The sequence below is a fragment of the Noviluteimonas lactosilytica genome (assembly GCF_020866925.1).
GTDB classification, from domain to species: Bacteria; Pseudomonadota; Gammaproteobacteria; order Xanthomonadales; family Xanthomonadaceae; genus Noviluteimonas; species Noviluteimonas lactosilytica.
The window spans coordinates 1005564-1029126 of the sequence record NZ_JAJGAK010000001.1; the positions used below are offsets into that span (position 1 = coordinate 1005564).

18 protein-coding genes are annotated in these 23563 nt (G+C 67.8%); 7 read left to right on the top strand and 11 right to left on the bottom strand.

Going from position 1 to position 23563, the window contains the following annotated elements; genetic code table 11:
- Nucleotides 1–26: 26 nt before the first annotated feature.
- From LK996_RS04975 to LK996_RS04985, 3 genes are all read right to left on the bottom strand, one after another.
- The gene (locus LK996_RS04975) at nucleotides 27–950 is read right to left on the bottom strand and encodes a rhodanese-like domain-containing protein (RefSeq protein WP_230526031.1); all 924 of its coding nucleotides are present in this window, start codon (nucleotides 948–950) and stop codon (nucleotides 27–29) included.
- Nucleotides 951–1046: 96 nt separating this feature from the next.
- Nucleotides 1047–2138, bottom strand: coding sequence for a glycosyltransferase (locus LK996_RS04980; protein WP_230526032.1), 1092 nt, complete (start codon nucleotides 2136–2138; stop codon nucleotides 1047–1049).
- A complete protein-coding gene (locus LK996_RS04985; RefSeq protein WP_230526033.1) occupies nucleotides 2135–3616 on the bottom strand; it encodes an alpha/beta hydrolase in 1482 nt (493 codons plus the stop codon). The genes LK996_RS04980 and LK996_RS04985 overlap by 4 nt, the downstream gene beginning before the upstream one ends.
- 205 nt (nucleotides 3617–3821) lie before the next feature.
- Between LK996_RS04985 and LK996_RS04990 the strand changes: the two genes are divergently transcribed.
- The gene (locus tag LK996_RS04990; protein WP_230526034.1) at nucleotides 3822–5432 is read left to right on the top strand and encodes a M20/M25/M40 family metallo-hydrolase; all 1611 of its coding nucleotides are present in this window, start codon (nucleotides 3822–3824) and stop codon (nucleotides 5430–5432) included.
- Nucleotides 5433–5456: 24 nt separating this feature from the next.
- Here LK996_RS04990 and LK996_RS04995 read toward each other — a convergent pair whose 3' ends face one another.
- The 3 genes from LK996_RS04995 to LK996_RS05005 form a co-directional block, all read right to left on the bottom strand.
- Nucleotides 5457–5645, bottom strand: coding sequence for a hypothetical protein (locus LK996_RS04995; RefSeq protein ID WP_230526035.1), 189 nt, complete (start codon nucleotides 5643–5645; stop codon nucleotides 5457–5459).
- A gap of 16 nt (nucleotides 5646–5661) precedes the next feature.
- A complete protein-coding gene (locus LK996_RS05000) occupies nucleotides 5662–7623 on the bottom strand; it encodes a pyridoxal phosphate-dependent decarboxylase family protein (RefSeq protein WP_230526036.1) in 1962 nt (653 codons plus the stop codon).
- Between the two features lie 86 nt (nucleotides 7624–7709).
- Complete coding sequence (locus LK996_RS05005) at nucleotides 7710–9575, bottom strand: winged helix-turn-helix domain-containing tetratricopeptide repeat protein (protein WP_230526037.1); 1866 nt, start codon at nucleotides 9573–9575, stop codon at nucleotides 7710–7712.
- A gap of 112 nt (nucleotides 9576–9687) precedes the next feature.
- Between LK996_RS05005 and LK996_RS05010 the strand changes: the two genes are divergently transcribed.
- Nucleotides 9688–10206 carry a hypothetical protein gene (locus LK996_RS05010; protein ID WP_230526038.1) on the top strand — a complete coding sequence of 173 codons (519 nt, stop codon included), beginning with the start codon at nucleotides 9688–9690 and terminating at the stop codon, nucleotides 10204–10206.
- Between the two features lie 122 nt (nucleotides 10207–10328).
- Here the strand turns inward: LK996_RS05010 and LK996_RS05015 are convergent, their stop codons facing one another.
- The 3 genes from LK996_RS05015 to LK996_RS05025 all read right to left on the bottom strand — a co-directional run bounded on the left by LK996_RS05015 (nucleotide 10329) and on the right by LK996_RS05025 (nucleotide 12948).
- Nucleotides 10329–11774, bottom strand: a complete 1446-nt coding sequence (locus tag LK996_RS05015; protein WP_230526039.1) for a hypothetical protein — start codon at nucleotides 11772–11774, stop codon at nucleotides 10329–10331.
- A 39-nt stretch (nucleotides 11775–11813) separates the two neighbouring features.
- Nucleotides 11814–11960 (bottom strand): hypothetical protein, encoded by a 147-nt coding sequence (locus LK996_RS05020; protein ID WP_230526040.1) that lies wholly within the window; start codon nucleotides 11958–11960, stop codon nucleotides 11814–11816.
- A gap of 64 nt (nucleotides 11961–12024) precedes the next feature.
- Nucleotides 12025–12948, bottom strand: coding sequence for a LysR family transcriptional regulator (locus tag LK996_RS05025; RefSeq protein WP_230526041.1), 924 nt, complete (start codon nucleotides 12946–12948; stop codon nucleotides 12025–12027).
- Between the two features lie 102 nt (nucleotides 12949–13050).
- On the opposite strand from LK996_RS05025, the gene LK996_RS05030 reads away from it, so the two are divergent.
- Both LK996_RS05030 and LK996_RS05035 read left to right on the top strand, forming a co-directional pair.
- Nucleotides 13051–14283, top strand: a complete 1233-nt coding sequence (locus tag LK996_RS05030) for an MFS transporter (RefSeq protein WP_230526042.1) — start codon at nucleotides 13051–13053, stop codon at nucleotides 14281–14283.
- A 27-nt stretch (nucleotides 14284–14310) separates the two neighbouring features.
- Nucleotides 14311–15348 (top strand): aldo/keto reductase, encoded by a 1038-nt coding sequence (locus LK996_RS05035; RefSeq protein WP_230526043.1) that lies wholly within the window; start codon nucleotides 14311–14313, stop codon nucleotides 15346–15348.
- 4 nt (nucleotides 15349–15352) lie between these two features.
- Here LK996_RS05035 and LK996_RS05040 read toward each other — a convergent pair whose 3' ends face one another.
- Entirely contained in the window at nucleotides 15353–17710 is a 2358-nt protein-coding gene (locus tag LK996_RS05040) for an arylsulfatase (RefSeq protein ID WP_230526044.1), read from the bottom strand.
- Nucleotides 17711–17848: 138 nt separating this feature from the next.
- On the bottom strand, nucleotides 17849–18214 hold the full coding sequence (locus LK996_RS05045; RefSeq protein ID WP_230526045.1) for a VOC family protein: 366 nt from the start codon (nucleotides 18212–18214) through the stop codon (nucleotides 17849–17851).
- Between the two features lie 183 nt (nucleotides 18215–18397).
- Between LK996_RS05045 and LK996_RS05050 the strand changes: the two genes are divergently transcribed.
- The 3 genes from LK996_RS05050 to LK996_RS05060 all read left to right on the top strand — a co-directional run bounded on the left by LK996_RS05050 (nucleotide 18398) and on the right by LK996_RS05060 (nucleotide 23561).
- Entirely contained in the window at nucleotides 18398–19459 is a 1062-nt protein-coding gene (locus tag LK996_RS05050) for a glycoside hydrolase family 18 protein (protein WP_230526046.1), read from the top strand.
- 60 nt (nucleotides 19460–19519) lie between these two features.
- Nucleotides 19520–21865 carry a winged helix-turn-helix domain-containing protein gene (locus tag LK996_RS05055; RefSeq protein WP_230526047.1) on the top strand — a complete coding sequence of 782 codons (2346 nt, stop codon included), beginning with the start codon at nucleotides 19520–19522 and terminating at the stop codon, nucleotides 21863–21865.
- A 157-nt stretch (nucleotides 21866–22022) separates the two neighbouring features.
- The gene (locus LK996_RS05060) at nucleotides 22023–23561 is read left to right on the top strand and encodes a M4 family metallopeptidase (protein WP_230526048.1); all 1539 of its coding nucleotides are present in this window, start codon (nucleotides 22023–22025) and stop codon (nucleotides 23559–23561) included.
- The last annotated feature ends 2 nt before the right edge of the window (nucleotides 23562–23563 follow it).

Below are 23563 nucleotides of genomic sequence, written 5' to 3' on the forward strand. Positions count from 1 at the left end.
GGGAGCGCGTTCAAGCGCCCGTGAAGTCAGACCGCTGCGTTCTCGACCGCCCGGCCTTCGGCGAGCCATCCCGACACACCGCCCGCGAGCGGACGCACGTTGCGGAACCCGCGCTTGCGGATCGCAAGGGCCAGCACCGCGGCGGAGACCTCGTTCGGACAGTCGCAATACACGACCACGGTCTGGTGCGGCATCGCCATCGCTTCTTCGGGCGTCGATGCAAAGACCGCGCCGGGAATCCAGCCGGTGCTGCGACGATCGGCTTCGGCGCGCACGTCGAGGATGAGCGGCGCGTTGCCGGAGTCGATCATCTGCGCCAGTTCGGCGGACGACACGCGCGCCATGCGCAGTTGCCGCAGGAACCACTGGCGACGGCCCCACTTCCACGCGATGTACGCCGCGACGATCGCGAGCAGCGCGGGCAGCGCCATGTGCCCGAGGTCCGCGAGATCGGCGAGCAGGTCGTCGACCGCGTCATGGAAGACCACGCCGAGCACCACCGCGCCGCCCGCCCACAACGCGGCGCCGATGCCGTCGAAGAACAAGAAGGTGCGCGTGCGCGTGCCCGATTGTCCGGCGAGCGTCGTCGCGACGGCGGCGAACCCCGGCACGAACTTGGCGATGATCAGCGACGCGACGCCGTACTTCGCGAATGCACCACGCGTGCGGATCACGCACGAATCCGGCGACAACGACAGCCGGCACATCAGGCGCACGATCCGGTTGCCGAAGCGCCGCCCGCCGGTGAACCACACCCAGTCGGCGAGTATGGCGGCGACCGTCGCGACGGCCAGGATCGGCCAGACCGACTTGCCGTCCATCACCGCGAGCGCGGTGGTGACGATGATCGCCGGATACGCGGGCACCGGGATCCCGCCCTGGTCCAGCAGGACCGTGACGAAGACCACCACGAGCCCGTAAACGGCGATGAGGTGCAGCAGCGAATCCATGGCGAGCGAGCCCCCGATCAGGAACCCGGGAAATGGCGACGCATTGTGCGCCTCCAAGACGCCGCACGCGGATCGCAGCGTTGCGGCATCGCCACGTCAGGCTGCCAGGGCCACGGACAGTTGCACGATCCGCGCTTCGAGCGAATAGCGGCGCGCGATGTCCTCGCGGTGCGCCTCTGCATTCGCCCGCCACCGCGGCCACGACGCACGCAGCGAACGCAGCAATTCGACCGCATGATCCAGGTGCGGGTCCGCCCAGTGCATGTCGATGTCGTAGAAGTCGACGAAGTCCTCCATGCCGAACACCGGCGCGAGGTTGCTGCGCACGACGCCCTGCGGATGGAGGAATTCCATCGGCGCCGACCAGCCGGTATGCACGACCGGCGTGCCGGCGAGCGTGGCCTGCCACGCAGGCAGCCCCCAACCTTCGGCATGCGCAAGGCCCACGACGCCATGCGCCGAGGCATACAACTCGCGCATCTGCCGGTCGGAAAGAAATCCGGTCGCCAATTCGATGCGCGGCAACGCACGCGCGGGCCGCATCTGCCGCAGGACCGACTGCACCGCGTCGTGCATGAACTTCGTGTTCTGCGTGGCGTCGCTGAAGCGATGGGCCTTCAGCAGCAAAGTCGCATCGGGATCGCCGTCGAACGCTGCGCAGAAAGCACGGATCAGACCGGTGGGATTCTTGCGTTCGGACCACTGGAAGACCGACAGCAAGCGGAAGCGATCCGCGGCCGGGCCCTTCCTGTCGGCATCGTACTTGCCCGCATCGGCATCCGGGCCGACGACATACACGGGCACCGTGACACCGGAAGCGATGAACATCGCGCGCGCCCACGCCGACGGCGTCCAGATCGCATCCATCGCGTTGCACATCCCCACCCATGCCGTCGGCAGGCGATCGGCCTCGAACACGGTGAAGCCGATGTTGCGCACGCCCGGCAAGCGGAACTGTTCGAACAACGGCGGGATCATGTTGACGATGTTGACCTCGGGCGCCACGTGTTGCTCGAACAACCCACGCGCCTGCGCGGCGAGCGGACCGAAGTCGGCGTTGCTCGCCTGGATCGGAAGTTCGACCACCGCCACCTCGTGACCCGCCTGCACGAGCTGGTTGATCACGATCCGCCCCAGTTCCGCGTAGCCCATGTGCGACTGGATCGGGCTGCAGAAGCGCACTTTCATCGGATCACTGCCTCGATGCGCATGGCCATGTCGTCGTGGAACGGATTCCAGCTCAGCCGGTTGAGGCTGTCCTGCGAGACCGCGAGCGTGTTGCGTTCGCCGCGCACCGCGACGGTGCCGAGTTGCAGGTGCGCGCGTCCCGTGGGGACGTTGCCGTACAGCGGATCGTCGGCGGGAAACGGCAGGGCGACGTGCGACAGGGAATACACGTCGGCAGGGTAACGCAGCGTCGTTGCCTCGACTTGCACGTGCGTGCTGCCCGCGGGGCGCGTGCGTGCCACGACGCTGGCGTCGTCCGGCGACGCCGTTCCGATCACCGTCACCGTGTACCGGCGTGCCGGACCTTGCAGCGCCGCTTGCGACCACTGCGTCGCGTTCGTGCGCAGGATGGGGGCGAGCACGCGATTGCGGTTCACGTCGAACAACACGAGTTCGCTGCCGTTGGCGGGCAACGCATCGAACAAGCGCGTCGCCACCGCGGGCGCGTTGACCGTGTCGTCGACCACCGACTGGAACGCCAGGATCGGCGGCACGCGATCCATCCGTCCCTGCGCGGCGACGTCGGCGATCGCCGCGCTCACGTCGCTCGTCACCAGGTAGGACTCGCGCGCCGCGCGCACGGGGAACGAGTTGTACTTGAAGGCATTGAACTCGGGCAGCACGTCGAGCCAAGCCGACCGCGCGAATCGCGGGAAGAACGACGGCAACCCTGCGAGCCCCGCATAACGCGCGAACGCATTCACTTCGATCATCGGCGACACCAGCACGACGCGCTCGACATCGTTGCGCTCGCCGCGCGCGATCCGGCGCATGACGTGCAGCACCGCGAGCGCGCCGCCATTGGAGTAGCCGACGAGATGCACCGGCACGCGCCCCTGTGCGCGACGCGCGGCTTCGCGCATCGCCATCTCCGTCGCCGCTTCCCATTCCTTCCGGCCTTCGCGCGTCAGCCCCGCAGGCACCGTGCCGTGCCCCGGCATGCGCGGCACGATCGCGACGTAGCCGTGCCGACGGTACACGTCGGCGAGACTGCGCATGCTGTACGGCGCGTCGGTCAGCCCGTGCAGCATCACCGCGACGCCGCGCACCTCGCCCGCGGGTTCGAGCACGAACGAGCGATTCCAGTCGCGCCCGAAGGCCATCGGCGACGCAAGGCTGCCATCGACGTAACGATTCAATGGCGTGCGATCGCCCGCTTCCATCTTGTCCTGCAAGTCGCGATGCACTTCATCGAACATGCGCTGTTCCGCCGCGACGTACTCCGCCCAACTCGCCTGCGCGATGTCGTGCGCGTCCATCTCCACCGGCGCGACCTTGTGCCACGCGCGCAACGACGGCCCCTGCGTCGACTGCCACGCACGCAACGCCAGCAGCACGACCAGCAACAGCAGGATCAGCGCCGCGAACTTGCGCACGACCAGGACGACGCCGCCGAGCGTGCGTCGAAGGAGCGAACGGCCGGGTGTCGGGTTCCCCATGCGCCGCAAGTCTAAGCGCCCGCGCCCCCGGGCGCCTGGAACACGGCGACTGAAACACGGCGACTGAAACACGGCGACTGAAACAAGAGGCCCGTGTAAACGGTGGCCCGCATCCCGTTACACCATGACTGATGGCCCACCGGCCGGCCCCATCCCGGGTGGCACACTCGGGGTTTGCCGTGATCCAACCTGCCAGGGGAAATCCATGAAGCGAGTGCTGTTGGCGGCCGCTGCCGCCACGTTGGTGTTTGGCCTGCACGCCGAAGGCCTGCACGTTGAAGAGCGCGTCGACCTGTCGATGACCAGTCGAATCCGCCAGGAGGCCTTCAACCACTCGCAGGTGATGGCGCTGCTCGGTCATCTCACCGAACAGATCGGCCCGCGCCTCACCAACTCGCCCGCGATGTCGCAGGCGAACGACTGGACGCGCTCGAAGTTCAACGAGTGGGGCCTGGCCAACGTGCGCGACGAAGCGATGACCGACGCATTCGGTCGCGGCTGGGAATTCCGTTCGGCCAGCGTGGAGTTGCTCAGCCCGCGCGCCTACCCGCTGCGCGCGTTGCCGAAGGCGTGGACGCCCGGCACGAACGGCCCGGTCGAAGGCGAGGCGATCGCCGCGAAGATCGAATCGAAGGCCGACTTCGAGAAGTTCAAGGGCAAGCTGCGCGGCAAGATCGTCTTCCTCAGCGAAGCGCGCCCGTACAAGCCGGGCGAGAAGCCCGACTGGCATCGCGAGACCGACGAAACGCTCGGCGAAATGAAGGCGCTCGCCGTGCCGGTCGACCAGACCGCCGAAGCCCGCGAGGAAGCGCGCGAACGCCGCCGCAAGCGTTACGAATTCACGCCGCAGCTCAACCAGTTCCTCATCGACGAAGGCGCGATCGCGTCGGTCAGCGCCAGCGGTTGGGACAACGGCATCGTCCTGTTGTCCGGTGGCGGTTCGCGCAAGGCGGGTGAATCCGTCGGCGTGCCGTCGCTCGCGATGTCCGCCGAGCACTACAACGCCGTCATGCGCACGCTCGCGCGCAAGGAACCTGTGCGCCTGCGCGTGAACGTCGATGCGCGCTTCACCAGCGAGACCGACCAGCCGGCCTACAACACGCTCGCCGAAATCCCCGGCACCGGCCCGCACAAGAACGAAGTCGTGATGATCGGCGCGCACATGGATTCCTGGCACGCCGGCACCGGCGCCGCCGACAACGGCGCGGGCGTGGCGGTGATGATGGAGGCCATGCGCATCCTCAAGGCCGCGGGCGCGAAGCCCGATCGCACGATCCGCGTCGCGTTGTGGACCGGCGAGGAACAGGGCCTTCTGGGCTCGGCCGACTACGTGTCGCGCCACTTCGGCAAGTTCGCCGAGACCACCGATCCGGAAGAACTCAAGCTCCCCGAGTTCCTGCGCACCAAGCGCGGTGCGCTCCAGCCGGGCCGCGACTACGAGAAGCTCGCCGCGTACTTCAACCTCGACAACGGCGGCGGCAAAATCCGCGGCATCTACGCGCAGGAGAACATGGCCGCCGCGCCGATCTTCGAAACCTGGCTGAAGCCGTTCAACGACGTCGGCGCGACCATCGTCACCCAGCGCAACACCGGCAGCACCGACCACATCTCGTTCGACCGCATCGGCCTGCCCGGCTTCCAGTTCGTGCAGGACGACCTCGACTACTTCACCAACGTCCACCACAGCGACCTGGACGTGTACGACCACATCGTCGCCGAGGACCTGAAGCAGGCGTCCGCGGTCGTGGCGTCGTTCGCGTACAACGCGGCGATGCGCAGCGAGAAGCTGCCGCGCAAGGCGGTCATCGCGGACTGACGCGACTTTGCTGCACGTCGTCGGTCATTTCGGCCTGCGCCCACGGCGCAGGCCGAACCACATGTGGGAGTTGGCTTCGGCCGACGCGATGACGCCGCGTGCTTCCTGCATGTCCGCGGGTAACGGCGCTAGCGTGACGAAATAGCTCCAGTAGCCGAAGGCCGCGAGTACGGCCCCGAGTACGACGTGCCAAGGCTTCGCCGTGCTGGTCATCGAGCGTGTCGTGCGTTCATGCCGGCACGCTAGCACCCCGCTGCAGCTCACGCACGCGCTGTTCCAGGAACTCGAAGTAGCGATCGATGTAGCTGATGCCGTTCTCCCGGTCGATCAGCCACGGGTTCATCAGCGTGTGACGCAGGATCGCGAGGCGATCGGCGTCGCCGTCGAACGTCGCGGGGTCCAGGCCCAGCTCCGTCGCGATGCGGTGCAGTTCGGCGATGCCGAGCGCATCGGGCCGCAACGTGGTCATCGAGCCGAAGAACTCCTTCACCTGCAGCGGTCGTTGCGGATCGCAGCGGAGTTCTTCGTGCAGCAGGCGCACGAACGCATTCGCGCGCGCGACATCCGTGTTGCCGACCGGATTGAGCGCCAGGCACACGATGTTGCTGTCCGGCGCGAACGGCACCTGCGCATGCACGACGTCGGCGACCGCTGCGGCAAAACGTTGCGCGCGCGCATGGAACGCTTCGGCCGCCGACACCGTCTGTCGCGGCAACATGCCGAAGTGCGCGTGGTCCAGCGGCAACACGCGGTGCGTGACGTAGACGGCGGCTGCGGCAGCGCCCGACTTCGAGCCTTCCGGGATGTATTGGCCGAGGCGACGGTAGCGCGCCATGTAGCGCGTCGATGCCGGGCCGTCGAACACGTAGTCGGCCTCCTCCGCCAACAGCGCCATCGCGCGGTGGTCGCGGCAAACGAACGCCCCCGACCCGTAGGGCAGGTAGCCGAGCTTGTGCGGATCGACGGTGACCGAATCGGTGTCGGCGAGTGCGGCGAATGCGGCATGGACGTCGGGCAGCGGAAAGCGCGCGAAGTCCGTGGCCACGTCGTCGCGCGCGCGCAGGCTGCCGTCTTCGTTGCGGAACAGCGTGGCGAGATATCCGCCCCATGCGCCGTCGACGTGCACGCTGAAGCCGAGCCCGCGCGATTGCATCGCGTCGCGCGCGGCGACCACGCGATCGATCGGATCGACGGTGCCGTACTCGGTCGTGCCCAGCACGCCGACCGCCATCAGCACCGGCTCGTGCCGACGCAGGCAACGTTCGAGCGTCTCCTGCAAGGCGTCGGCATCCAGGCGCATGCCGCGCTCGGGCAACAGTTCGAGTTGCGCACGCCCGAGGCCCAGCAACTTGACGCCCTTGCTCCACGAGTAATGCGCGGTGGTCGGCGCGAGCACGCGCGGCGGTTTCAGCGTCGGGTGCCGCTCGAAGAATCCGGCGATGCCCAGCGTCTCGATGCGTGCGGCTTCCACCGCGGCTTGCCACATGCGTCGCTGCGCAGGCGGCTGTGCGTCGCGCCATTGCCGCCAGCGTTCCGACAACGCGATGCCCGCAGCGGGGCCGGTGTTGAAGGCGAGCCAATCGTCGTCGGGAACGTCGATGTCCGGGACGCCCACCGCACGCAGCGCCACCGGGAAGGCCTTCAGTGCGAGCGCGAGCCGCAACGCCTGGTAGTTCGCGACGGTGCCGCCCGAAGTGAGATGTCCGAAGGCGCAGTCTTCGCGCTCGGGGTCGTCGGGATAGCCGATCATGCGCGCGAGTTGCAGGCCCGCACGCACTTCCAACTCGACGGTGACGGGCGCGGCGTCTTCGCTGACGTTGTTCGGGTTGTACGGCAGCGTCAGCAATTGCGCGGCGAGTCCCGGCAACAGCAGGTCCGACGCCATGTGGCCGATGTATCGCGGACTGTGGAACGGCACCGACTTCTTCAGCGCGGCCGACAGCGCGTGCAGTTCGCGCCGCATGCGCGCCTCGAACGCCTGGTACGCCGGTTGTTGCGCGGCGCGCGTCGGGATCGCGGGCGGATCTTCCGGATGGAAGTTGCGCCGCCAGTAGACATGGTCGCGCAGGAACTCGACGACGAGTTTCTCCAGCAGCGCGTCGTTCTCGCCATAGGGACCGAGGAAACAGGCATCGAGGACGGCGGCGTCCTCGCGGGCGCCCAGGGGCTGCGGAAAGTCGGCGAGGCGCATCGGGTTGGCTGGCATGGAAGGACAGAGACCAGCGTAGCCAGCACGCGCGCCCGCCCCCTTGATGCAGATCAAGTCGCCGGATGCGACTACGGGAATCGCATGGCCGCGTCGACGGCACGGAAACGCGGCAGGTCCCGCAGGTTGTCCCAGCGGCTGTCGACGCGCAGGAACGTCATGCGGACGTCGCTTTCGCGCAGGCCTTCTTCGAGCAGATCGAGCGCGCCGTCGGTGTCGCCGAGCGCGTTGCGCACGGCGGCGATCGAAGTCGGCGGCAGGTAACCGTCCTTCGCGCGTTGCTCCATGCGCGCAAGCAACGCTTCGGCATCCGCGCGACGATCGGCGCGCGCGTACACCATGCCCAGCACCGCGAGCACCTGGCTGCATTGATCGCAAGCCTCAGCGGCGGTTTCGAGATCGCGGATGCCGCCTTCGACGTCGCCGCCGTAGGCCTTCTCCGCGCCGCCGAGCATCCGCGCCAACCAGAAGTCCGGTTCGACATCCTGCACGCGGGCGCCCGCGCGTTCGGCTTCTTCCTCGAAGCCCGCCTCCCACAACATCCCGGCGCCGAGCAGGTTGAACAGCGGCGACAACGGCTCGAGCTCGACGGCCCGCCGCGCATGTTCACCCGCTTCGGCCTTGCGCCCGATGTTCGACAGCAGGTGCGCGTAGGCAAGGTGCGCTTCGGCGAGACTCGGGTTCAATGCGATCGCGCGCTTGAGCGAGGCTTCCGAACCGGTCCAGTCGCGGTCGTACCAGAAGCGCACGAAGCCCTGCGATGCGTAGGCTTCGGCAAGATTCGGATCGAGCGCGAGCGCGCGATCGATGGCCGCCTTCGCGAGCGGGAAATGCACGCGCGGGTCCGCATCGGCCGTCATCACCAGCGTGCGATGCGCGAACGCCATGCCGGCATAGGCGCGCGCGCACGTCGGGTCGAGTTCGATCGCGCGGCGAAACGAGGCGAGCGCCTTGCGCATCGCTTCGCCCGAGGGGCGTTCGAACTGGTGCCGGCCCGCGAGATAGGCGCGGTACGCCCCGGCATCGTCGCCATCGCACGGCTTCGCAGCACCGGCGCGTGCGCGCGCATTCAGCGCGAGCGCGCCGACCATCGCATCGGCGAGGCGGTCCTGGAGGGTGAACACGCGATCGGCGCGTTCGTCGAACGTGCCGGACCACAACGCGTTGCCATCGGCCGTGTCAAGCAGGCGCGCGCTCACCCGAACGCGGTTGTCGGCCTGTTGCACGGTGCCGTCGATGACGTAACGCGCACCGAGTCGCGTGGCCGCATCGATGGGGTCGCGGCCCGGTTCCAGTGCGCGTTCGCTGGAGGCGAGCGAGCGCACGCGCAAAGATGTCGAATCGCCGATGCGGGTGATGAGCGTGTCCGCCAGGCCGAGTTCGAGCAGCGGATCGCGTTGCGCGCTCGAGAGCGTGCGGAACGGCAGGACCGCGAGCGCGGCATCGGGTGGGGCCTGCGTCGCCGGGCGGTTGGTCCAGCGCCAGGCCACGAGCACGCCGATCAGCGCGAGGAGCACGCAGGTGATCGCGACGACCGGCGCGCGCTTCGACCGGCCCGCACCGGCGGGAGCAGCGCCGCCACCCGGCGTCGCGGGCACCGCCTCTTCCCCTTCCACCACATCGGCGACGAACCGGTAACCGCGACCGGGCACCGTCACGATGAAGCGATGGTCGCCGGGTTGCGTATCCAGCGCGCGCCGCAGCGCGGCGATCGCTTGGGTGATCGTGTTCTCCTCGACCACGCGGCCGCTCCACACGGCCGCCGCCAGTTCGTCGCGCGTGACGATGCGATCGCGCTGCTCGACCAGGAACACCAGCACGTCGAAGGCCTTGGCAGGAAGCGGCAAGGGCGGCCCATCGACTTCGCGCACTTCACGCGCGCGCGTGTCGACGCGAAACCTGTCGAAGCTGTAGTGCCGGGGGCTCGCGTCGGGCATGCGCTTCACCTTTTTTCAGAAAGCTTCACCGGATTTCGATGGCGTGGGAGGCCACCGCACGGCGAGGGTCGCGCTCCCCGGGGGCGTCGACCCCCATTCGCGGAGCTCCGCCATGAACGCCATGAAGCGCCTGTTCCTTGTGCCGATGCTGCTGTGCACCACGTTCCCCGCACTCGCCGTCGACCCGGTGAAGACCGGCGCGCTGCCCGTCGCGGCCAACAACATCGTGGGCACCTGGGCGACCGATGGGGCCGTCGGCCCGTGCGGCAGCGGCGTCACCCCGATCCCGATCCGCGGCTACCTGCAGTTCCAGGCCGGCGGCACGGTGCTCGAACTGCCGCGCTTCCCGCCCGACGGCGTGCCCAATGCCTTCGGCGTGGCCGGCAACAACCAGCGCTCGTACGGCGTGGGCACGTGGTCCTACAACCCGCTCACGCATCAGTACACGATGAAGTTCCACTTCGACTGGTTCGTCGACAACGTCTACCACGGCTACAACATCGTCGAACGCACGTTGCTGCTGAGCAACGACCGCAAGGCGATCGCCGGCCCCGCGCGCGCGACGCGCTACGCCGCGAACGGCACGGTGCTTTCCGTGGTGTGCGGCAGCGCCGTTTCCACGCGCCTGTAACCGAAGGCGCGCCGCAGTGCGATGGCGGCGGCGCGACGGCACGGCCTGCGGTCGACGACGCACGCGTCGGACGCAGCCGTCGCCATCGCGACGTCGCCGCATTCGATGGCCGGCGTCGCCGTTCACTCCCTGGCGTCGCGTTGGACGAATGCACGCGCCGCGGCGATCTCGCTGCGTCCATCGGCATCGCCGACTTGCGCGAGCAATCGCGTGTAGTACGTGCGTGCCTTCGCGCGGTCGCCTGCGCGTTCGGCGGCGCGCGCGGCGCCGAGGAGATTGCGGAAGCGATTCGGGTCGTTGCGCAGCGACGTTTCGAAAGCGGCGAGCGCGTCGGCCGGCCGATCCAGTTCGAGCAGCATCTCGCCGAGCATCTCGCGCGCGGGGATCACGCGACCCGGCATCATGATGTGCTCTTCGGTCCTGTCCTCGCGATCGGCCGTCTCGCGCATCAACGCCAGCGCCTCGTCGTCGTGTTTTTCCGCGCGGGCGATCCATGCACGGATCGCGCCGGCCTGGAGGTCGGCCTGTTCGACCCAGTAGCCCTTGTCCTGTTCGACCATGCGCGTGCGCAGCGCTTCCAGTCGCGCGACCTCCGACTTTGCCGCGGCCGTTTCACCGAGGCGCGCCGCGCCGATGCCGCGCGCGAATGCGTTCACCGCTTCGGCTTCCGGGAATTGCTTCCAGTCGAATGTTTCTGGGAGCGGATGCAACGCCAGCTTCGACGCCGCGGCCCAGTCATGGCGTTCGAGCGCGTAACGCGCAGGGACGGACGCGCTCGCGTAGGCGACCTGCCGCACCTGGTCTTTCGGCGTCGCCGATTCGACGAACGCCACCAATGCACGCACGTCTTCGTCTCGCGCGAGTTGCAGGTCGGCGTACGCCATGTAGTCGATCGCATGGAAGACATCCGGATCGCGCGTGGCGGCCGCGCGCGATCGCTGGTTCGTCGCAATGGACTCCTGCCACTGGCCGGCACGGGAAAAGATGTGCGACGGCATGTGCAACGCATGCGGCGAATCCGGTGCGATCGACGCGTAACGCCGCGCCGCGTCGAGCCCGCGATCCGCGATCGCGGGGAAGTCGTAGGCGTGGATCAGGAAGTGCGCGATGCCGGGATGGTTCGGGTTCGTGGCGAACAACGGCTCGAGGAGCTTCGCGCTCTCGAGTTGCCGCGCATACGTCTGGTCGTTGCGGTCGGCGGTGACCTGCAACCAGAAGGCGTACTGGATCGCCGCTTCGCTGTCGTCGGGCCACCGCGCGCGCAGTCGCGCGAGCGCGTCCGTGTACGCCTGCGCCCGCTGCTTGAACGGCACGGTGTCGTAGTCCTCGAAGACGACGGCGATCGCGTCGATCCAGTCGCGCTCGCGCTCGGTCTTCGCACCGAGTCGCTTCGCCTTCTGCACCATCTCCCACCCGTGCGCTTCCTGCTTCGCGCTCGGCGGAGAGCCCAGCGGGTTGGCGAGGCTCGCGACGGCGAGCGCCCAGTACGCCATCGCGCAATCCGGATCGGCGGCGAGCACGTCGGCCGCGGCGGCGTCGATCTTTTCCCAGTAGAAGGAATAGAGCATCGCGGCGAGGACGTCGAACTTCTCCTGCGCCTCATGTTTTCACGACACCGGGAAATCCACGTCACCGACTGCGGCGTGCATCGCGGCGTGGTGGTCGTCCGCCTGCGCGCGCGCATCGCGTGGCCACGACACGCCGAGTGCAACGAGACATCCCAGGGTCAACGGTGCAATCGATCGCAGGAACATCGACCTCTCCTTCGGTGCCCTCGACGAATCAATGAACGGCTTGGCGCAGTCCGTTCGGACATGCCTAACGTTCGCGCGTTCGTTCGCGCTCCCACGGCGGCGGATCGCCCAATCGCTGCGCAAGGAAGTCGACGAACGCGCGCACGCGGGGCGGCACGAGGCGGCGCTGCGGCATGACTGCGTGGATGCCGGTGTCGGGAGGCGGATAATCGGCCAGCAGCACTTGCAATCGCCCTGCACGCAGATCGCCGTTGACGTGCCACGTCGAATGCAACGCGATGCCCATGCCGGCGACGGCGGCATCGCGCAGCAGCTCGCCCTGGTTGCTTTCGATGCGACCCTGCACGCGCACGGCGACTTCGCCATCGGGCCCCTGCAAGCGCCACACATCCTGCCGCCCTTGCGTGCCGACGAGCAGCAAACATTCGTGGCGCGCGAGATCTTCGGGTGTTTGCGGCGCGCCGTGCTTGCGCAGGTAGTCGGGCGATGCGCACAGCACGCGTCGATTGCTCGCGAGCTTGCGCGCGACGAGCGTCGAGTCGTCGAGCGCGCCGATGCGGATGGCCAGGTCCGTGCCCGCGTTCACCAGGTCGACCTTCAGGTCGTTCAAGTCGACGCTGACGCGAACGTCGGGATGGAGCGCGAGGAACTCCGGCAGCAACGGCGAGATGTAGAGGCGGCCGAACGTCGAGGACATCGTCATGCGCAGCGTGCCCGCGATGCCGCCGCCCGTGCGGCGCAGACTTTCGGACAGCGCGTCGAGGTCTTCGACCAGCGCGCGACCTTGTTCGGCGAGCAGCAGGCCTTCGGGGGTCGGCGTCAGGTGGCGGGTGGTCCGATGGAGCAGGCGGACGCCCAGGTCGCCCTCCAGCCGCTTCAGCCGCTGGCTGGCCACCGCGACCGACAGGTCCAGGCTGCGCGCCGCCGCGCTGATCGACCCCAGGTCGAGCACCCGCAGGAACAGGGCGATGTCGCCGATGCGATCCATGGATTATCAAGGGATCGTTGAAAGTGCTTCCACATATGCGCGGTTTTTTGAAAGAGCGCAAGGGCTCAGGCTGTGCATTGCCCCCATCCCGGCCCGACCTCCATGTCCTCCGCCTCGATCCCGCTCCCCGCCCCGACGCGCCGAATCCCGCTCGCGCTCTACGCCCTCACCGTCGGCGCCTTCGGCATCGGCACCACCGAGTTCGTGATCATGGGCCTGCTGCTGCAGGTCGCCGACGAGTTGCAGGTCACCATCGCGGCGGCGGGCCTGCTGATCTCCGGCTATGCCTTGGGCGTCTTCGTCGGCGCCCCGTTGCTGACCGCGGCGACCAGCCGCATGCCGCGCAAGCGCGCACTCGTCGCGTTGATGGTGATCTTCACCCTCGGCAATCTCGCGTGTGCGCTTGCGCCGAACTACGCGTGGCTGATGGCCGCGCGCGTGCTGACGTCGCTGGCGCACGGCACGTTCTTCGGCATCGGTGCGGTCGTCGCGACGGGGCTTGTCGCGGAAGAGCGCAAGGCGTCGGCGATCTCGATCATGTTCACCGGGCTTACCGTGGCGACGTTGCTCGGTGTGCCGGCGGGTGCGTGGCTCGGTTTGCACTTCGGTTGGCGCGCGACGTTCTGGGCCGTCGTCGCGATCGGCATCGTGGCCACCGTGGTCATCGCTGCGCTGGTGCCCGCCGACCATGGCGATCGCAAGCAGATCTCCATTCGCGAAGAAGCGAAGGTGCTCGGCCGCCCGCAGGTGTTGCTCGGCCTGGCGGCAACGGTGATCGGCTATGCCGGCGTGTTCGCGGTGTTCACCTACATCCAGCCGATCCTGACGCAGGTCACCGGCTTCGCCGACAGCGCGGTGTCGCCGATCCTGCTGGTGTTCGGCGTCGGCATGATCGCCGGCAACCTCGTCGGCGGCCGCCTCGCCGATCGCCGCCTGGTGCCGACGCTGATCGGATCGCTCGCGGTGTTGGCGCTGGTGCTCGGCGTCATGACGTTCGCGCTGCACAGCAAACCCGCGGCCGTGTTGTTCACCGGCCTGCTCGGCGCCGCCGCGTTCGCGACCGTCGCGCCGTTGCAGTTGCGCGTGCTGCAGAAGGCGGAAGGCGCGGGGCAGAGCCTCGCCTCCAGTTTCAACATCGCGGCATTCAACCTCGGCAACGCGCTCGGCGCGTGGCTCGGCGGCGTGGTGATCGCGCGCGGTCCGGGCCTCGGCGCGGTGACGTGGGTGGCCGCGCTCGTGACGCTCGGCGGACTGGCGATCGTGTGGTGGAGCGTGCGCAGCGATGTCGCGCAACGCACGCCGGCGACGGGCGATTGCGTCGCCGACGCCGCCTGACACTCCACTTCGAACAAGGAGCAACACATGGAAACCCGCTTCCTCGGCGCGTCCGGCTTCAAGGTGCCCGCGCTTGGCTTCGGCGCCGGCACGTTCGGCGGACAAGGGCCGTTGTTCTCGGCCTGGGGCAACAGCGATGTCGCGGCGGCGACGCGGCTCATCGACATCTGCCTCGAGGCCGGCCTGAACCTGTTCGACACCGCCGACGTGTATTCGAACGGCGCGTCGGAATCGATCCTCGGCGCCGCGATCCGCGGCCGGCGCAGCGACGTGATCCTGTCGACGAAGCTCACGCTGCGCGCCGGCGATGATCCCAACGCGGTCGGCGCTTCTCGCCATCACCTCCTGCGCGGCGTCGAACGCGCGTTGCAACGGCTCGACACCGACTACATCGACGTATTGCAGCTGCACCACTTCGACGCGATGACGCCGGTGGAAAGCGTCATGCGCACGCTCGACGAGCTGGTGCGCGCCGGCAAGGTGCGCTATCTCGGCGTGTCGAACTTCTCCGGCTGGCAGTTGATGAAATCGCAGGCGATCGCGGATCGACATGGCTACGAGCGCTTCGTCGCGAACCAGGCGTACTACTCGCTGATCGGCCGCGATTACGAGTGGGAGTTGATGCCCGTCGGCGCGGATCAGGGCGTGGGCGCCATCGTGTGGAGTCCGCTCGGTTGGGGCCGCCTCACCGGCAAGCTCCGCCGCGGCCAGCCATTGCCGGAAGGCAGCCGCCTGCACGACACCGCCGCGTTCGCGCCGCCGGTGGAAGACGAACGCCTGTACCGCGTCGTCGATGCGCTCGATGCGATCGCAGCGGACACCGGCAAGACGATCCCGCAGATTGCGTTGAACTGGCTGCTGCAACGACCGACGGTTTCGTCGGTATTGATCGGTGCACGCAACGAAGCGCAGCTGCGCGACAACCTGGGCGCGGTGGGTTGGTCGCTGACGCCGGAACAGGTGGCGACGCTCGACAAAGCGAGCCATGCGACGCCGCCGTACCCGTACTACCCGTATTGGAACGGGATGTTCGCCGAGCGCAATCCGCCGCTGGTCACGCCCTGATCGACTACTGACGCGCCAGGTACATCCGCATCCTGGCTTCCTGGTCCTCGACGGCGCCGCCCGACACGTCGATCAGCGCCTTCCGCACCGTGCCCGTGAACGCGAACGGCGCCGCGTAATCGTCCATGACCGGCGCGCCCGTATCGGCGCCGACGGCGACGCCCGCGGCAAGGCCGAGCGTCAGGGGAATGGTGACCGGCAACTCTCCGCTGCCGACCGGGTGCGCATCCACGAACAACTTCACGTTGGCCGGCACACCCTTGCCCTTGGCGATGTCGGCCTCGCCCGTCGGCGTGAATTCGAAGCTGAAGATGTGGTCGCCTTCGGGGATTCCGCCGTTGCTGGATTGCACCTTGAAACGCTGGTCGGCGACGTAGTTGTAGCCGTAGGTGAGCTTGCCGTCCTCGACGTAGAACGAAAAACCGCCATCGTTGCCGCCCATGCAGAACAGCACGCCTTCCGCGCCGCCCTTGGGCACGTTCGCGTGCACCGACACCGAATGATGCCGGTTCACCAGCAAGGGCGCGGCATTTCCCGGCACCACCTGCGTGCCCGGGTAATACACGTACTTCTTTCGCCCGACCGCGATCTGCGGCCGCTCTTCTCCGAGCCGCAACGTTCCGCGGCTGTCGATCGGCAGCACGTTGTACTTGCCCGCCTCGACGTACCACATGCCGATCATGGCGATGAGCCGCGCTTTGTCGGCTTCGGCCAGGTCCTTCGTTTCCGCGAAATCGTCGTTGAGGTTGTAGAGCTCCCACCCGTGCGCGTCGAGCTCGGTGAGTTTGTCGTGGTCCATCGGCGCGCCGAAGCCCAGGCCGGATTCGGTGAACGACGTGCCCGGCCACGGACACACGGCGCGCCAACCGTCGTGGTACAGCGAGCGATGGCCGAACATCTCGAAGTATTGGGTCACGTGCAACGAAGGCGCCGCGGCATCGTCGAACGACGACTTGAGACTGAATCCCTGCAGCGGTGATTGGGTCACCCCACGGATCTTTGTGGGCGGCGCGATTCCCAATGCATCCAGCACGGTCGGCACCATGTCGATCGCATGGCAATACTGCGTGCGGATTTCGCCCTTCGCCTTGATGCCTTTCGGCCAGCACACGATGAACGGATCGGCCGTGCCGCCGCGGTAGGTCTCGCGCTTCCAGCGACGGAACGGCGTATTGCCCGCGTGCGTCCAGCCCCATGGATAGTGATTGAAGAACTTCGGACCCCCGATGTCGTCGATCGCAGCGAGGTTCTTCCCGAGGTCGTCCGGCACGTTGTTGAAGAACTTGCCTTCGTTGACCGAACCGTGCGGACCGCCCTCTGCGCTGGCGCCGTTGTCGGAGATCACCATGATCAGCGTGTTCTCGTATTCGCCCATCTCCTTGAGGAACGCGATCAACTCGCCGATGTAGTGGTCCGTGTGCTCCAGGAATCCGGCGAACACTTCCATCATGCGTGCGTACAGGCGACGCTCGTCGGCGGGCAACGAATTCCAGTCCTGCACGTCGGGATCATGGCGCGACAGCGACGTGTTGGCAGGAACGATGCCGATGGCTTTCTGCTTCTCGAACACCTTCTCGCGATAAGCATCCCAGCCATCGTCGAACTTGCCCTTGTACTTGTCCGCCCACTCCTTCGGTACGTGATGCGGCGCGTGCATCGCGCCGGTGCAGAAGTACATGAAGAAGGGCTTGTCCGGCGCCACCTGCTTGGCGTCGGCGATCATCGACTTCGCTTTCTCGACGAGGTCGGGCGTGAGGTGATAGCCCTGTTCCGGCGACGTCTCCGGTTCGACCTGGTGATTGTCGGCGACCAGCTCCGGGTAGTACTGGTGCGTGTCGCCACCGAGGAATCCGTAATAGCGCTCGAAGCCGCGGCCGAGCGGCCAGCGATCGTAGGGACCGGCGGCCGACGTCGCTTCGGCGGGCGTGAGATGCCACTTCCCGAGCGCGTACGTGTTGTAACCGTGCTGCAACAGGATCTCCGAGAGCGTGCCGTTCTCGAAGGGCATGTAGCCGTTGGCGCCCGGATAGCCCATGGAGCCTTCGGTGATGCACGCCAGTCCGTTGGAATGATGGTTGCGACCGGTGATCATGCATGAGCGCGACGGCGAACACAGCGCCGTCGTGTGCATGCTGCTGTAGCGCAGTCCATCGTTGGCGAGCGCATCGAGGTTGGGCGTGCTGATCGGACTGCCGTAACACCCGAGCTGCCCGAATCCCGTGTCGTCGAGCACGATGAACAAGACGTTCTGCGCGCCCTTCGCCGCGCGATTCGGCGCCGGCCACGCCGGTTGCGAAACATCGAACGTCCGGCCGATGACGCCGGAGAAGGCTTGGCCCGCGGGATATTCCTTGAGAGGCATGACGGATCCTGGATTCGCGCACGACGCGTCGCCCGGGAATCTTGCGCCCCGTTGCCGAGCCGTGCGTCCGAAGTTATCCGTAGCGCCGATGCGTAAATCTACTTACGCGTGCGCTCGTGAGGCGATGCGATGCGCCGATCAACGCCTTGCGTACTCGAACAACTCGACGACGTTCCCGGAAGGATCTTCCACCAGGATCTGGCGGCCCGCGCCTGCTTCCGCCACATCGCCTCGAAAGTGCGCACCGGCTGATCGCAGATCGTCGATCATGCCGTCGAGGTCTTTCGTGACGAGCATGAACCTGCTCCACCCGCCCGGTTGCGGATGACCGCCCGCTTTTCCCGCGCTACCGGCGCCGGGCGCGTTGAGGAACAGGTGCAGGTCGTCGCGCGTGAGTTCGGCGAATGCGCCGGGGTTGTGTTTTTCGATCGAGAAGCCCAGCCGGTCGCGATAGAAGTCAACGGCCTTGTCGATGTCGTTCTCGATGTAGCGCACGGACGCCATGGTGCATCCCTCCGATAATGGAAGCCCCACGCACGAATGTTGCCAATGCAGGCGCACCGGCGCAGTGAACTCATCCGTGTCGTGTGCAGCGACGAAAAAATGACTCCCCCGCGCGGGGGATGCCGCCGGCAGGGCTTGCTCAAGCAACGTTGCGGGCCCGCCATCGCCACACGGAGCCGTGCCATGCGTCGATCGATCCTCGCCACTGCAGTGCTTTGCGCCGCCTGGCCGATGATGTCGACGGCGGCCGGCCCGACGCAGGTCTACGGCGCATGGCATTGCTCGGACGACATGTGCACGTGGGGCGTGCCGCGCACCGTCGCGGAGTTCGATGCGAAGAACCATTGGCTGATCGATCGCGGCGACGGCCGGCCTTCGGTCAACCTCGTCGTGCTGAGCTTCGTGCATCCGCTGAAGCTGTTGAACGAAACGACCGACGCCACGACGCTCAACGGCGTGCCACGCGGCATGACGCCGCAGATGGTCAACTACTTCACCAGTCGCAACGTCCGCGTCATGCTGTCGATCGGCGGCATCACTTACGTCGATGCTTGGAACCAGGCGCTGGCGCAGGATGCGACGCTGTTCGGATTGCGCGCGGCGCAGCTCGCGAACGCACTCGGCGTCGGCATCGAGATCGACTACGAAGAGAACAGCGATCCCGACCTCGTGGGCCTGCAGGTGTTCATCACCGCGTATCGCTCGGTGATTCCGTACGACGCCACGGGCAGCAACCCCGCGGCGCGACTCACGATCGATCTCGCCGCCGGCGATCGCTGGCTGATCGATATCGGCCGCAAGGCGACGCGCGACTGGTTGCGCACGAATGCACCCGTGCTCGATTACGCCAACGCGATGGTGCCCGCCAAACAACCTTCGGCGACATCGGCGATCGCGAACTGGAAGGAACACATCGACGGCAAGTCTCGCTACAACCCGGTGTACCCACCGCTGGCGCCGGCCAAGTTCACCGCGGGGCTGTATCTCGCGGGCGCCAATCGCGCGCGGCCGGAGTGCAACAAGTTCGCTGCGTCGCTGCAGAAGTCGACGGGCTCGTTCGTGACGACGGCCGCGCCCAACGGCGCCGGCACCACGCCCGGATTGCTCGGCTACATGTTCTGGGCCGCGGAACGTCCCTCGCGTGGCACGACCACGCAACCGCCCAATGGTTGCGAAGCGGGCGTCGGCGCCGGCGCTACGACGTACGACATTCCGATCCCGATGCCGGCGCTGCGACAGCAGTGACAGCGCCGACTGGCGCGAATTAATGCGACCATCGCGGAGGGAGAAGCTGGCCGCCAATCCATGCGCCTGAAGTACCTGTTCGGCGAATTCGAGCTCAATCCGGCGACGCGGGAACTCGTGCGCAACGGGAGCCCGGTGGCGCTGCGCGCCCGGTCGCTGGAATGCCTCATCTACCTGATCGAGCATCGGGATCGCGCGGTGGGCCGCGACGAGTTGATCTCGGCCGTGTGGGGCCGGGTCGATGTCGGCGACACGGTCGTGGCCCAGACCCTGCTGCGCGCGCGCAAGGCGCTGGACGACACCGGCAACCAGCAGGGGATGATCCGCACGCTGCCGCGCTTCGGCTATCGATGGGTGGCGCCGGTGCAGGAAGTGCCGCTCGCGCCGGACGAAGTGCCTCCGACGCTCGAAGTGGAGGCCGAAGCGGACACGGGCGACCCACGACACGTCGACGAAGCGGTCCCGCGCATCGATGTCGCGGCGCCCACGCGCTCGACCACGGACACGCGACGCCGATGGCCCCGCGGCTGGTCGGCGTTCGCCGTCCTGCTGGTCGCGATCGGGCTCGGCGCCTTCCTTTATCTGCGTTCGAAAGACACGCACGCGCCCGCGATGGCGGACGACCTCGTGCTGGTCATGCCGATGACCGTCGTTCCGATCGATTCCGAGAATGCGTGGGTGCGCCTGGGCGCCATGGACTACATGGCCGAGCGATTGCGCAGCAGCGGCATCAACGTGTTGCCCAGCGAGCAGGCGTTGCGCACCGCCGCGGCGATCGAAGGCGACGCGCCCGACGTGGACCGCAGGAAGTTGCTCGCGCTCAGTGGCGCGCGCTGGATCGCGCAACCCGAGGCATTGCGGGAACGCGATGGCTGGCGCGTTCGCTTGCAGGTGATCGAAGGCGGCAAGGCGCGTTCGCTCGAAGCGCGCGGGGACACCGCGCTCGCCGCCACCGCTGCCGCAGCCGACGCGTGGCTGCGGCAACTGGGCAGGCGGGACGGCGCTGCGCCGCCGCCGACGCGGCTGGCCGAACGCCTGCATCGCATCGACGCGGACATCCTGGCCGGTCGCCTGACGGAAGCGCGTCGCGTCGTGCGGTCCTTGCCGCCGGCCGAACGCAGCGATCCGCGTTTCCTGCTGCGCGAGGCGAAGCTCGAGTTCCGCGCCGCCAACCTCGATGCGGCGGCCACGCTCTACCAACAGGTCCTGGACAAGGTGACCGCCGCGGATCCGGACACGAAGATCGGCGCGCTGATCGGGCTGGGCACCGCCTTCCGTGCGCAGGACCAGCTGAACGCAGCCGACCAGCGCTTCACGCAGGCGCTGGAAGCGCTGGAGTCGCTGCCCACCGATCGCGTCGATGCCCGGATGTTCGGCGTGGCGTACCAGGGGCGCGGCATCGTCCGCGTCCAGCGCGGCGAGATCGATGCCGGCATTCGCGACATGGGGCAGGCGCGCGTCTGGCTGCAACGCTCCGGCGATCGCATCACGCTCGGCGTGATCGGCCACAACCTCGGCAAGGCGGAGGCGATCCGCGGCGACTACCTGCAAGCGCTGCTCGAGTTCGATCGCTCGATCGAAACCTTCGAACGATTCCGCGTGCACGACTACCTCGCGAACTCCTTGTACGAGAAGGCCGAACTGCAACTCGCGCTGGCCAGGCCGGCCGAGGCGTGGGAAACGATCCGTCGCGCCGACGCGTTCCTGCCGAAGCTCGAGAGCGACGCGCTCGCGTGCGAGGTCCTGTCGACCAAGGCCAGGGTCCTGCTCGCGCTGGGTCGCTTGCGCGAGGCCGGCGATGCGCTGGCCGCGATCGCCGCGCGCGGCGTGCAGGACACCGATCCGCGACGACTGGAGCTCTCCCTGCGCCTGCACCTGGCGCGAGGCGAAGTCGCCCAGGCCGGGCGCCTGGCCGCGCGAGGCCCGGTCATCGGGGATGCGAGCCGCGGGCTGTTGCTGGCCGCGGTCCAGGCCGCGTTGCGCGCCGGCGATGTCCCGCTCGCCGAGAAATGGATCGCCGGCGTTGCGCAGGGCGAAGGCACGGGAGATCGCGACTTCGCCCTCGCGCTGGCGCGGGCGCTCGTCCTCCACGCCGGTGGCGACCGGGCGGGTGCGCTCGCGCAGGCGGAGCGGGCGGCCGCGCTGGTCGGGCGCCGCGCATCGCCCGACATCGAAATCCAGGCCGGCGTCGTCCAGGTCATGTTGCTGCTCGACCTGGAGCGGGCCACGGCGGCCTCGGCCATCGTCGGTGAGCTGGAGAAGTACGCGGAGTCCGATTACCGGGTGGCCTGGGTCATGCCGAAGCTCTACCAGGCGCTGGGCGATCCGCGCGCGGCCGCTTCCGCACGCGTGCGTGCGATGGCGCTCGCCGGGGAACGCGACTCCGCGGTCGCCCCCCTCCTCTGATTCCCTCGCCGGGCGGGGCGCCGCGTCGCCCGGCCCGGTGTGACCCGCGCATTTCCTTTCGATTTCCGTTCCATCACCGCGCCCGATTTCCCCCTTGTGGCGTGCGGGGCCGGGAATGGAACGTGGTTCCCCTGCGCTACGAACCCAGGGGAACCCCATGCATCTGTTCACCAAGTTGTCTTTGCTCGCGGCACTGACGACGGTCGCCGGCGACGCGCTCGCGCTCGACAACTCGCCCACCGGCCGTGCCCTCGGGTTGCTGCGCAGCCACGGCGCGCTGGCATCGGCCTCCGCCCACGACGGGTTCCTGGCGCGCGACGTGATCGTCGATGCGGACGGCACCGAGCACGTCCGCTTCGACCGCTCGTACCGGGGCCTGCCGGTGATCGGCGGCGACGTGGTCGTCCATTCGCGCCAGGGGCGCTTCCGGTCGATGTCGGTGAACCAGCGCCAGCCGCTGCTGCTGCCGGTCCGCCCGGGCCGCGATGCGAAGTCCGCCATCGGCGCCGCGGGCGCCGCGTTCGGCGCGCGCACCGACGGCACGCCCGAAAGCACGCTCGTCGTGTACGCGCGCGACATCGAGCCCCGCCTCGCATGGCAGGTGCGCCTGCACAACGCGCAGGCCGACATGACCTACGTCGTCGATGCACAGGACCGCCGGATCCTCGATCGCTGGAGCAACCGCGAGACCGCCGCCGTCACCGGAAAGGCCAGGACGCTCTACTCGGGCGAAGTCGCGCTCACCACCAACAGCATCACCGGCGGCTACGAACTGCGCGACCCCTCGCGCGGCGGGATGCGCACGATCGACGGATCCAACGCACGCACCTCGGGCCAGGTTTACAAGGACAGCGACAACACCTGGGGCAACCACACGATCGCGGACGTGGCCACCGCGGCCGCCGACGCGCAATACGGTGCAGCCGTCACCTGGGACTATTTCCGGATCGCGCACGGCCGCCTCGGCATCGGCGGCAACGGCAAGGGTGCGTACAGCCGCGTGCATTACGGCCGCGGCTACAGCAACGCCTACTGGTCCGACACCTGCTTCTGCATGACCTACGGCGACGGCGACGGCGTGCATCTCAGCCCGCTGGTCGCACTGGACATCACCGGTCACGAGATGTCGCACGGCGTGAATTCGCAGACCGCGAATCTCATCTACTCCGGCGAGTCCGGCGGCCTGAACGAGGCCAACTCGGACATCCTCGGCACGATGGTGGAGTTCCATGCGAACAACGGCAAGGACACGCCGGATTACCTGATCGGCGAGGAAGTGTTCATCGACAACGTGGCCGGCAGCGCCAACCAGATGGCGCTGCGCTACATGTTCAAGCCGATCGCCGACAAGCGTTCGCCGAATTGCTGGTCCAGCGGCCTCGGCAACCTGGATGTGCATTACTCGTCCGGCGTCGCCAACCTGTTCTTCTATTTGCTCGCCGAAGGCACCGCCGCGAAGACCTACAGCGGCGTCAACCACACGCCGGCGACCTGCAACGGGTCGAAGTTCGCGGGCATCGGTCGCGCGAAGGCCGGGAAGATCTGGTACCGCGCGCTGACGGTGTACTTCACGTCCACGACGAATTACGCCGGCGCGCGCGCGGGGACGATCAGCGCCGCCAACGATCTTTACGGCATCGGCTCCGTGGAAGCGCGCGCAGTCGCCACCGCCTGGTCTGCCGTCTCCGTCAACTGACG

Bases quoted from the DNA above. Each gene is read 5' to 3' on its own strand.
- LK996_RS05045 (WP_230526045.1), bottom strand. From the start codon at position 18,214: ATGGCGTCCGTGCGCTACATCGAGAACGACATCGACAAGGCCGTTGAC.
- LK996_RS05030 (WP_230526042.1), top strand. From the start codon at position 13,051: ATGTCCTCCGCCTCGATCCCGCTCCCCGCCCCGACGCGCCGAATCCCG.
- LK996_RS04990 (WP_230526034.1), top strand. From the start codon at position 3,822: ATGAAGCGAGTGCTGTTGGCGGCCGCTGCCGCCACGTTGGTGTTTGGC.
- LK996_RS05015 (WP_230526039.1), bottom strand. From the start codon at position 11,774: ATGCTCTATTCCTTCTACTGGGAAAAGATCGACGCCGCCGCGGCCGAC.
- LK996_RS05055 (WP_230526047.1), top strand. From the start codon at position 19,520: ATGCGCCTGAAGTACCTGTTCGGCGAATTCGAGCTCAATCCGGCGACG.
- LK996_RS05005 (WP_230526037.1), bottom strand. From the start codon at position 9,575: ATGCCCGACGCGAGCCCCCGGCACTACAGCTTCGACAGGTTTCGCGTC.
- LK996_RS04980 (WP_230526032.1), bottom strand. From the start codon at position 2,138: ATGAAAGTGCGCTTCTGCAGCCCGATCCAGTCGCACATGGGCTACGCG.
- LK996_RS04995 (WP_230526035.1), bottom strand. From the start codon at position 5,645: ATGACCAGCACGGCGAAGCCTTGGCACGTCGTACTCGGGGCCGTACTC.
- LK996_RS05035 (WP_230526043.1), top strand. From the start codon at position 14,311: ATGGAAACCCGCTTCCTCGGCGCGTCCGGCTTCAAGGTGCCCGCGCTT.
- LK996_RS04985 (WP_230526033.1), bottom strand. From the start codon at position 3,616: ATGGGGAACCCGACACCCGGCCGTTCGCTCCTTCGACGCACGCTCGGC.
- LK996_RS04975 (WP_230526031.1), bottom strand. From the start codon at position 950: ATGGATTCGCTGCTGCACCTCATCGCCGTTTACGGGCTCGTGGTGGTC.
- LK996_RS05010 (WP_230526038.1), top strand. From the start codon at position 9,688: ATGAACGCCATGAAGCGCCTGTTCCTTGTGCCGATGCTGCTGTGCACC.
- LK996_RS05040 (WP_230526044.1), bottom strand. From the start codon at position 17,710: ATGCCTCTCAAGGAATATCCCGCGGGCCAAGCCTTCTCCGGCGTCATC.
- LK996_RS05020 (WP_230526040.1), bottom strand. From the start codon at position 11,960: ATGTTCCTGCGATCGATTGCACCGTTGACCCTGGGATGTCTCGTTGCA.
- LK996_RS05025 (WP_230526041.1), bottom strand. From the start codon at position 12,948: ATGGATCGCATCGGCGACATCGCCCTGTTCCTGCGGGTGCTCGACCTG.
- LK996_RS05050 (WP_230526046.1), top strand. From the start codon at position 18,398: ATGCGTCGATCGATCCTCGCCACTGCAGTGCTTTGCGCCGCCTGGCCG.
- LK996_RS05000 (WP_230526036.1), bottom strand. From the start codon at position 7,623: ATGCGCCTCGCCGACTTTCCGCAGCCCCTGGGCGCCCGCGAGGACGCC.
- LK996_RS05060 (WP_230526048.1), top strand. From the start codon at position 22,023: ATGCATCTGTTCACCAAGTTGTCTTTGCTCGCGGCACTGACGACGGTC.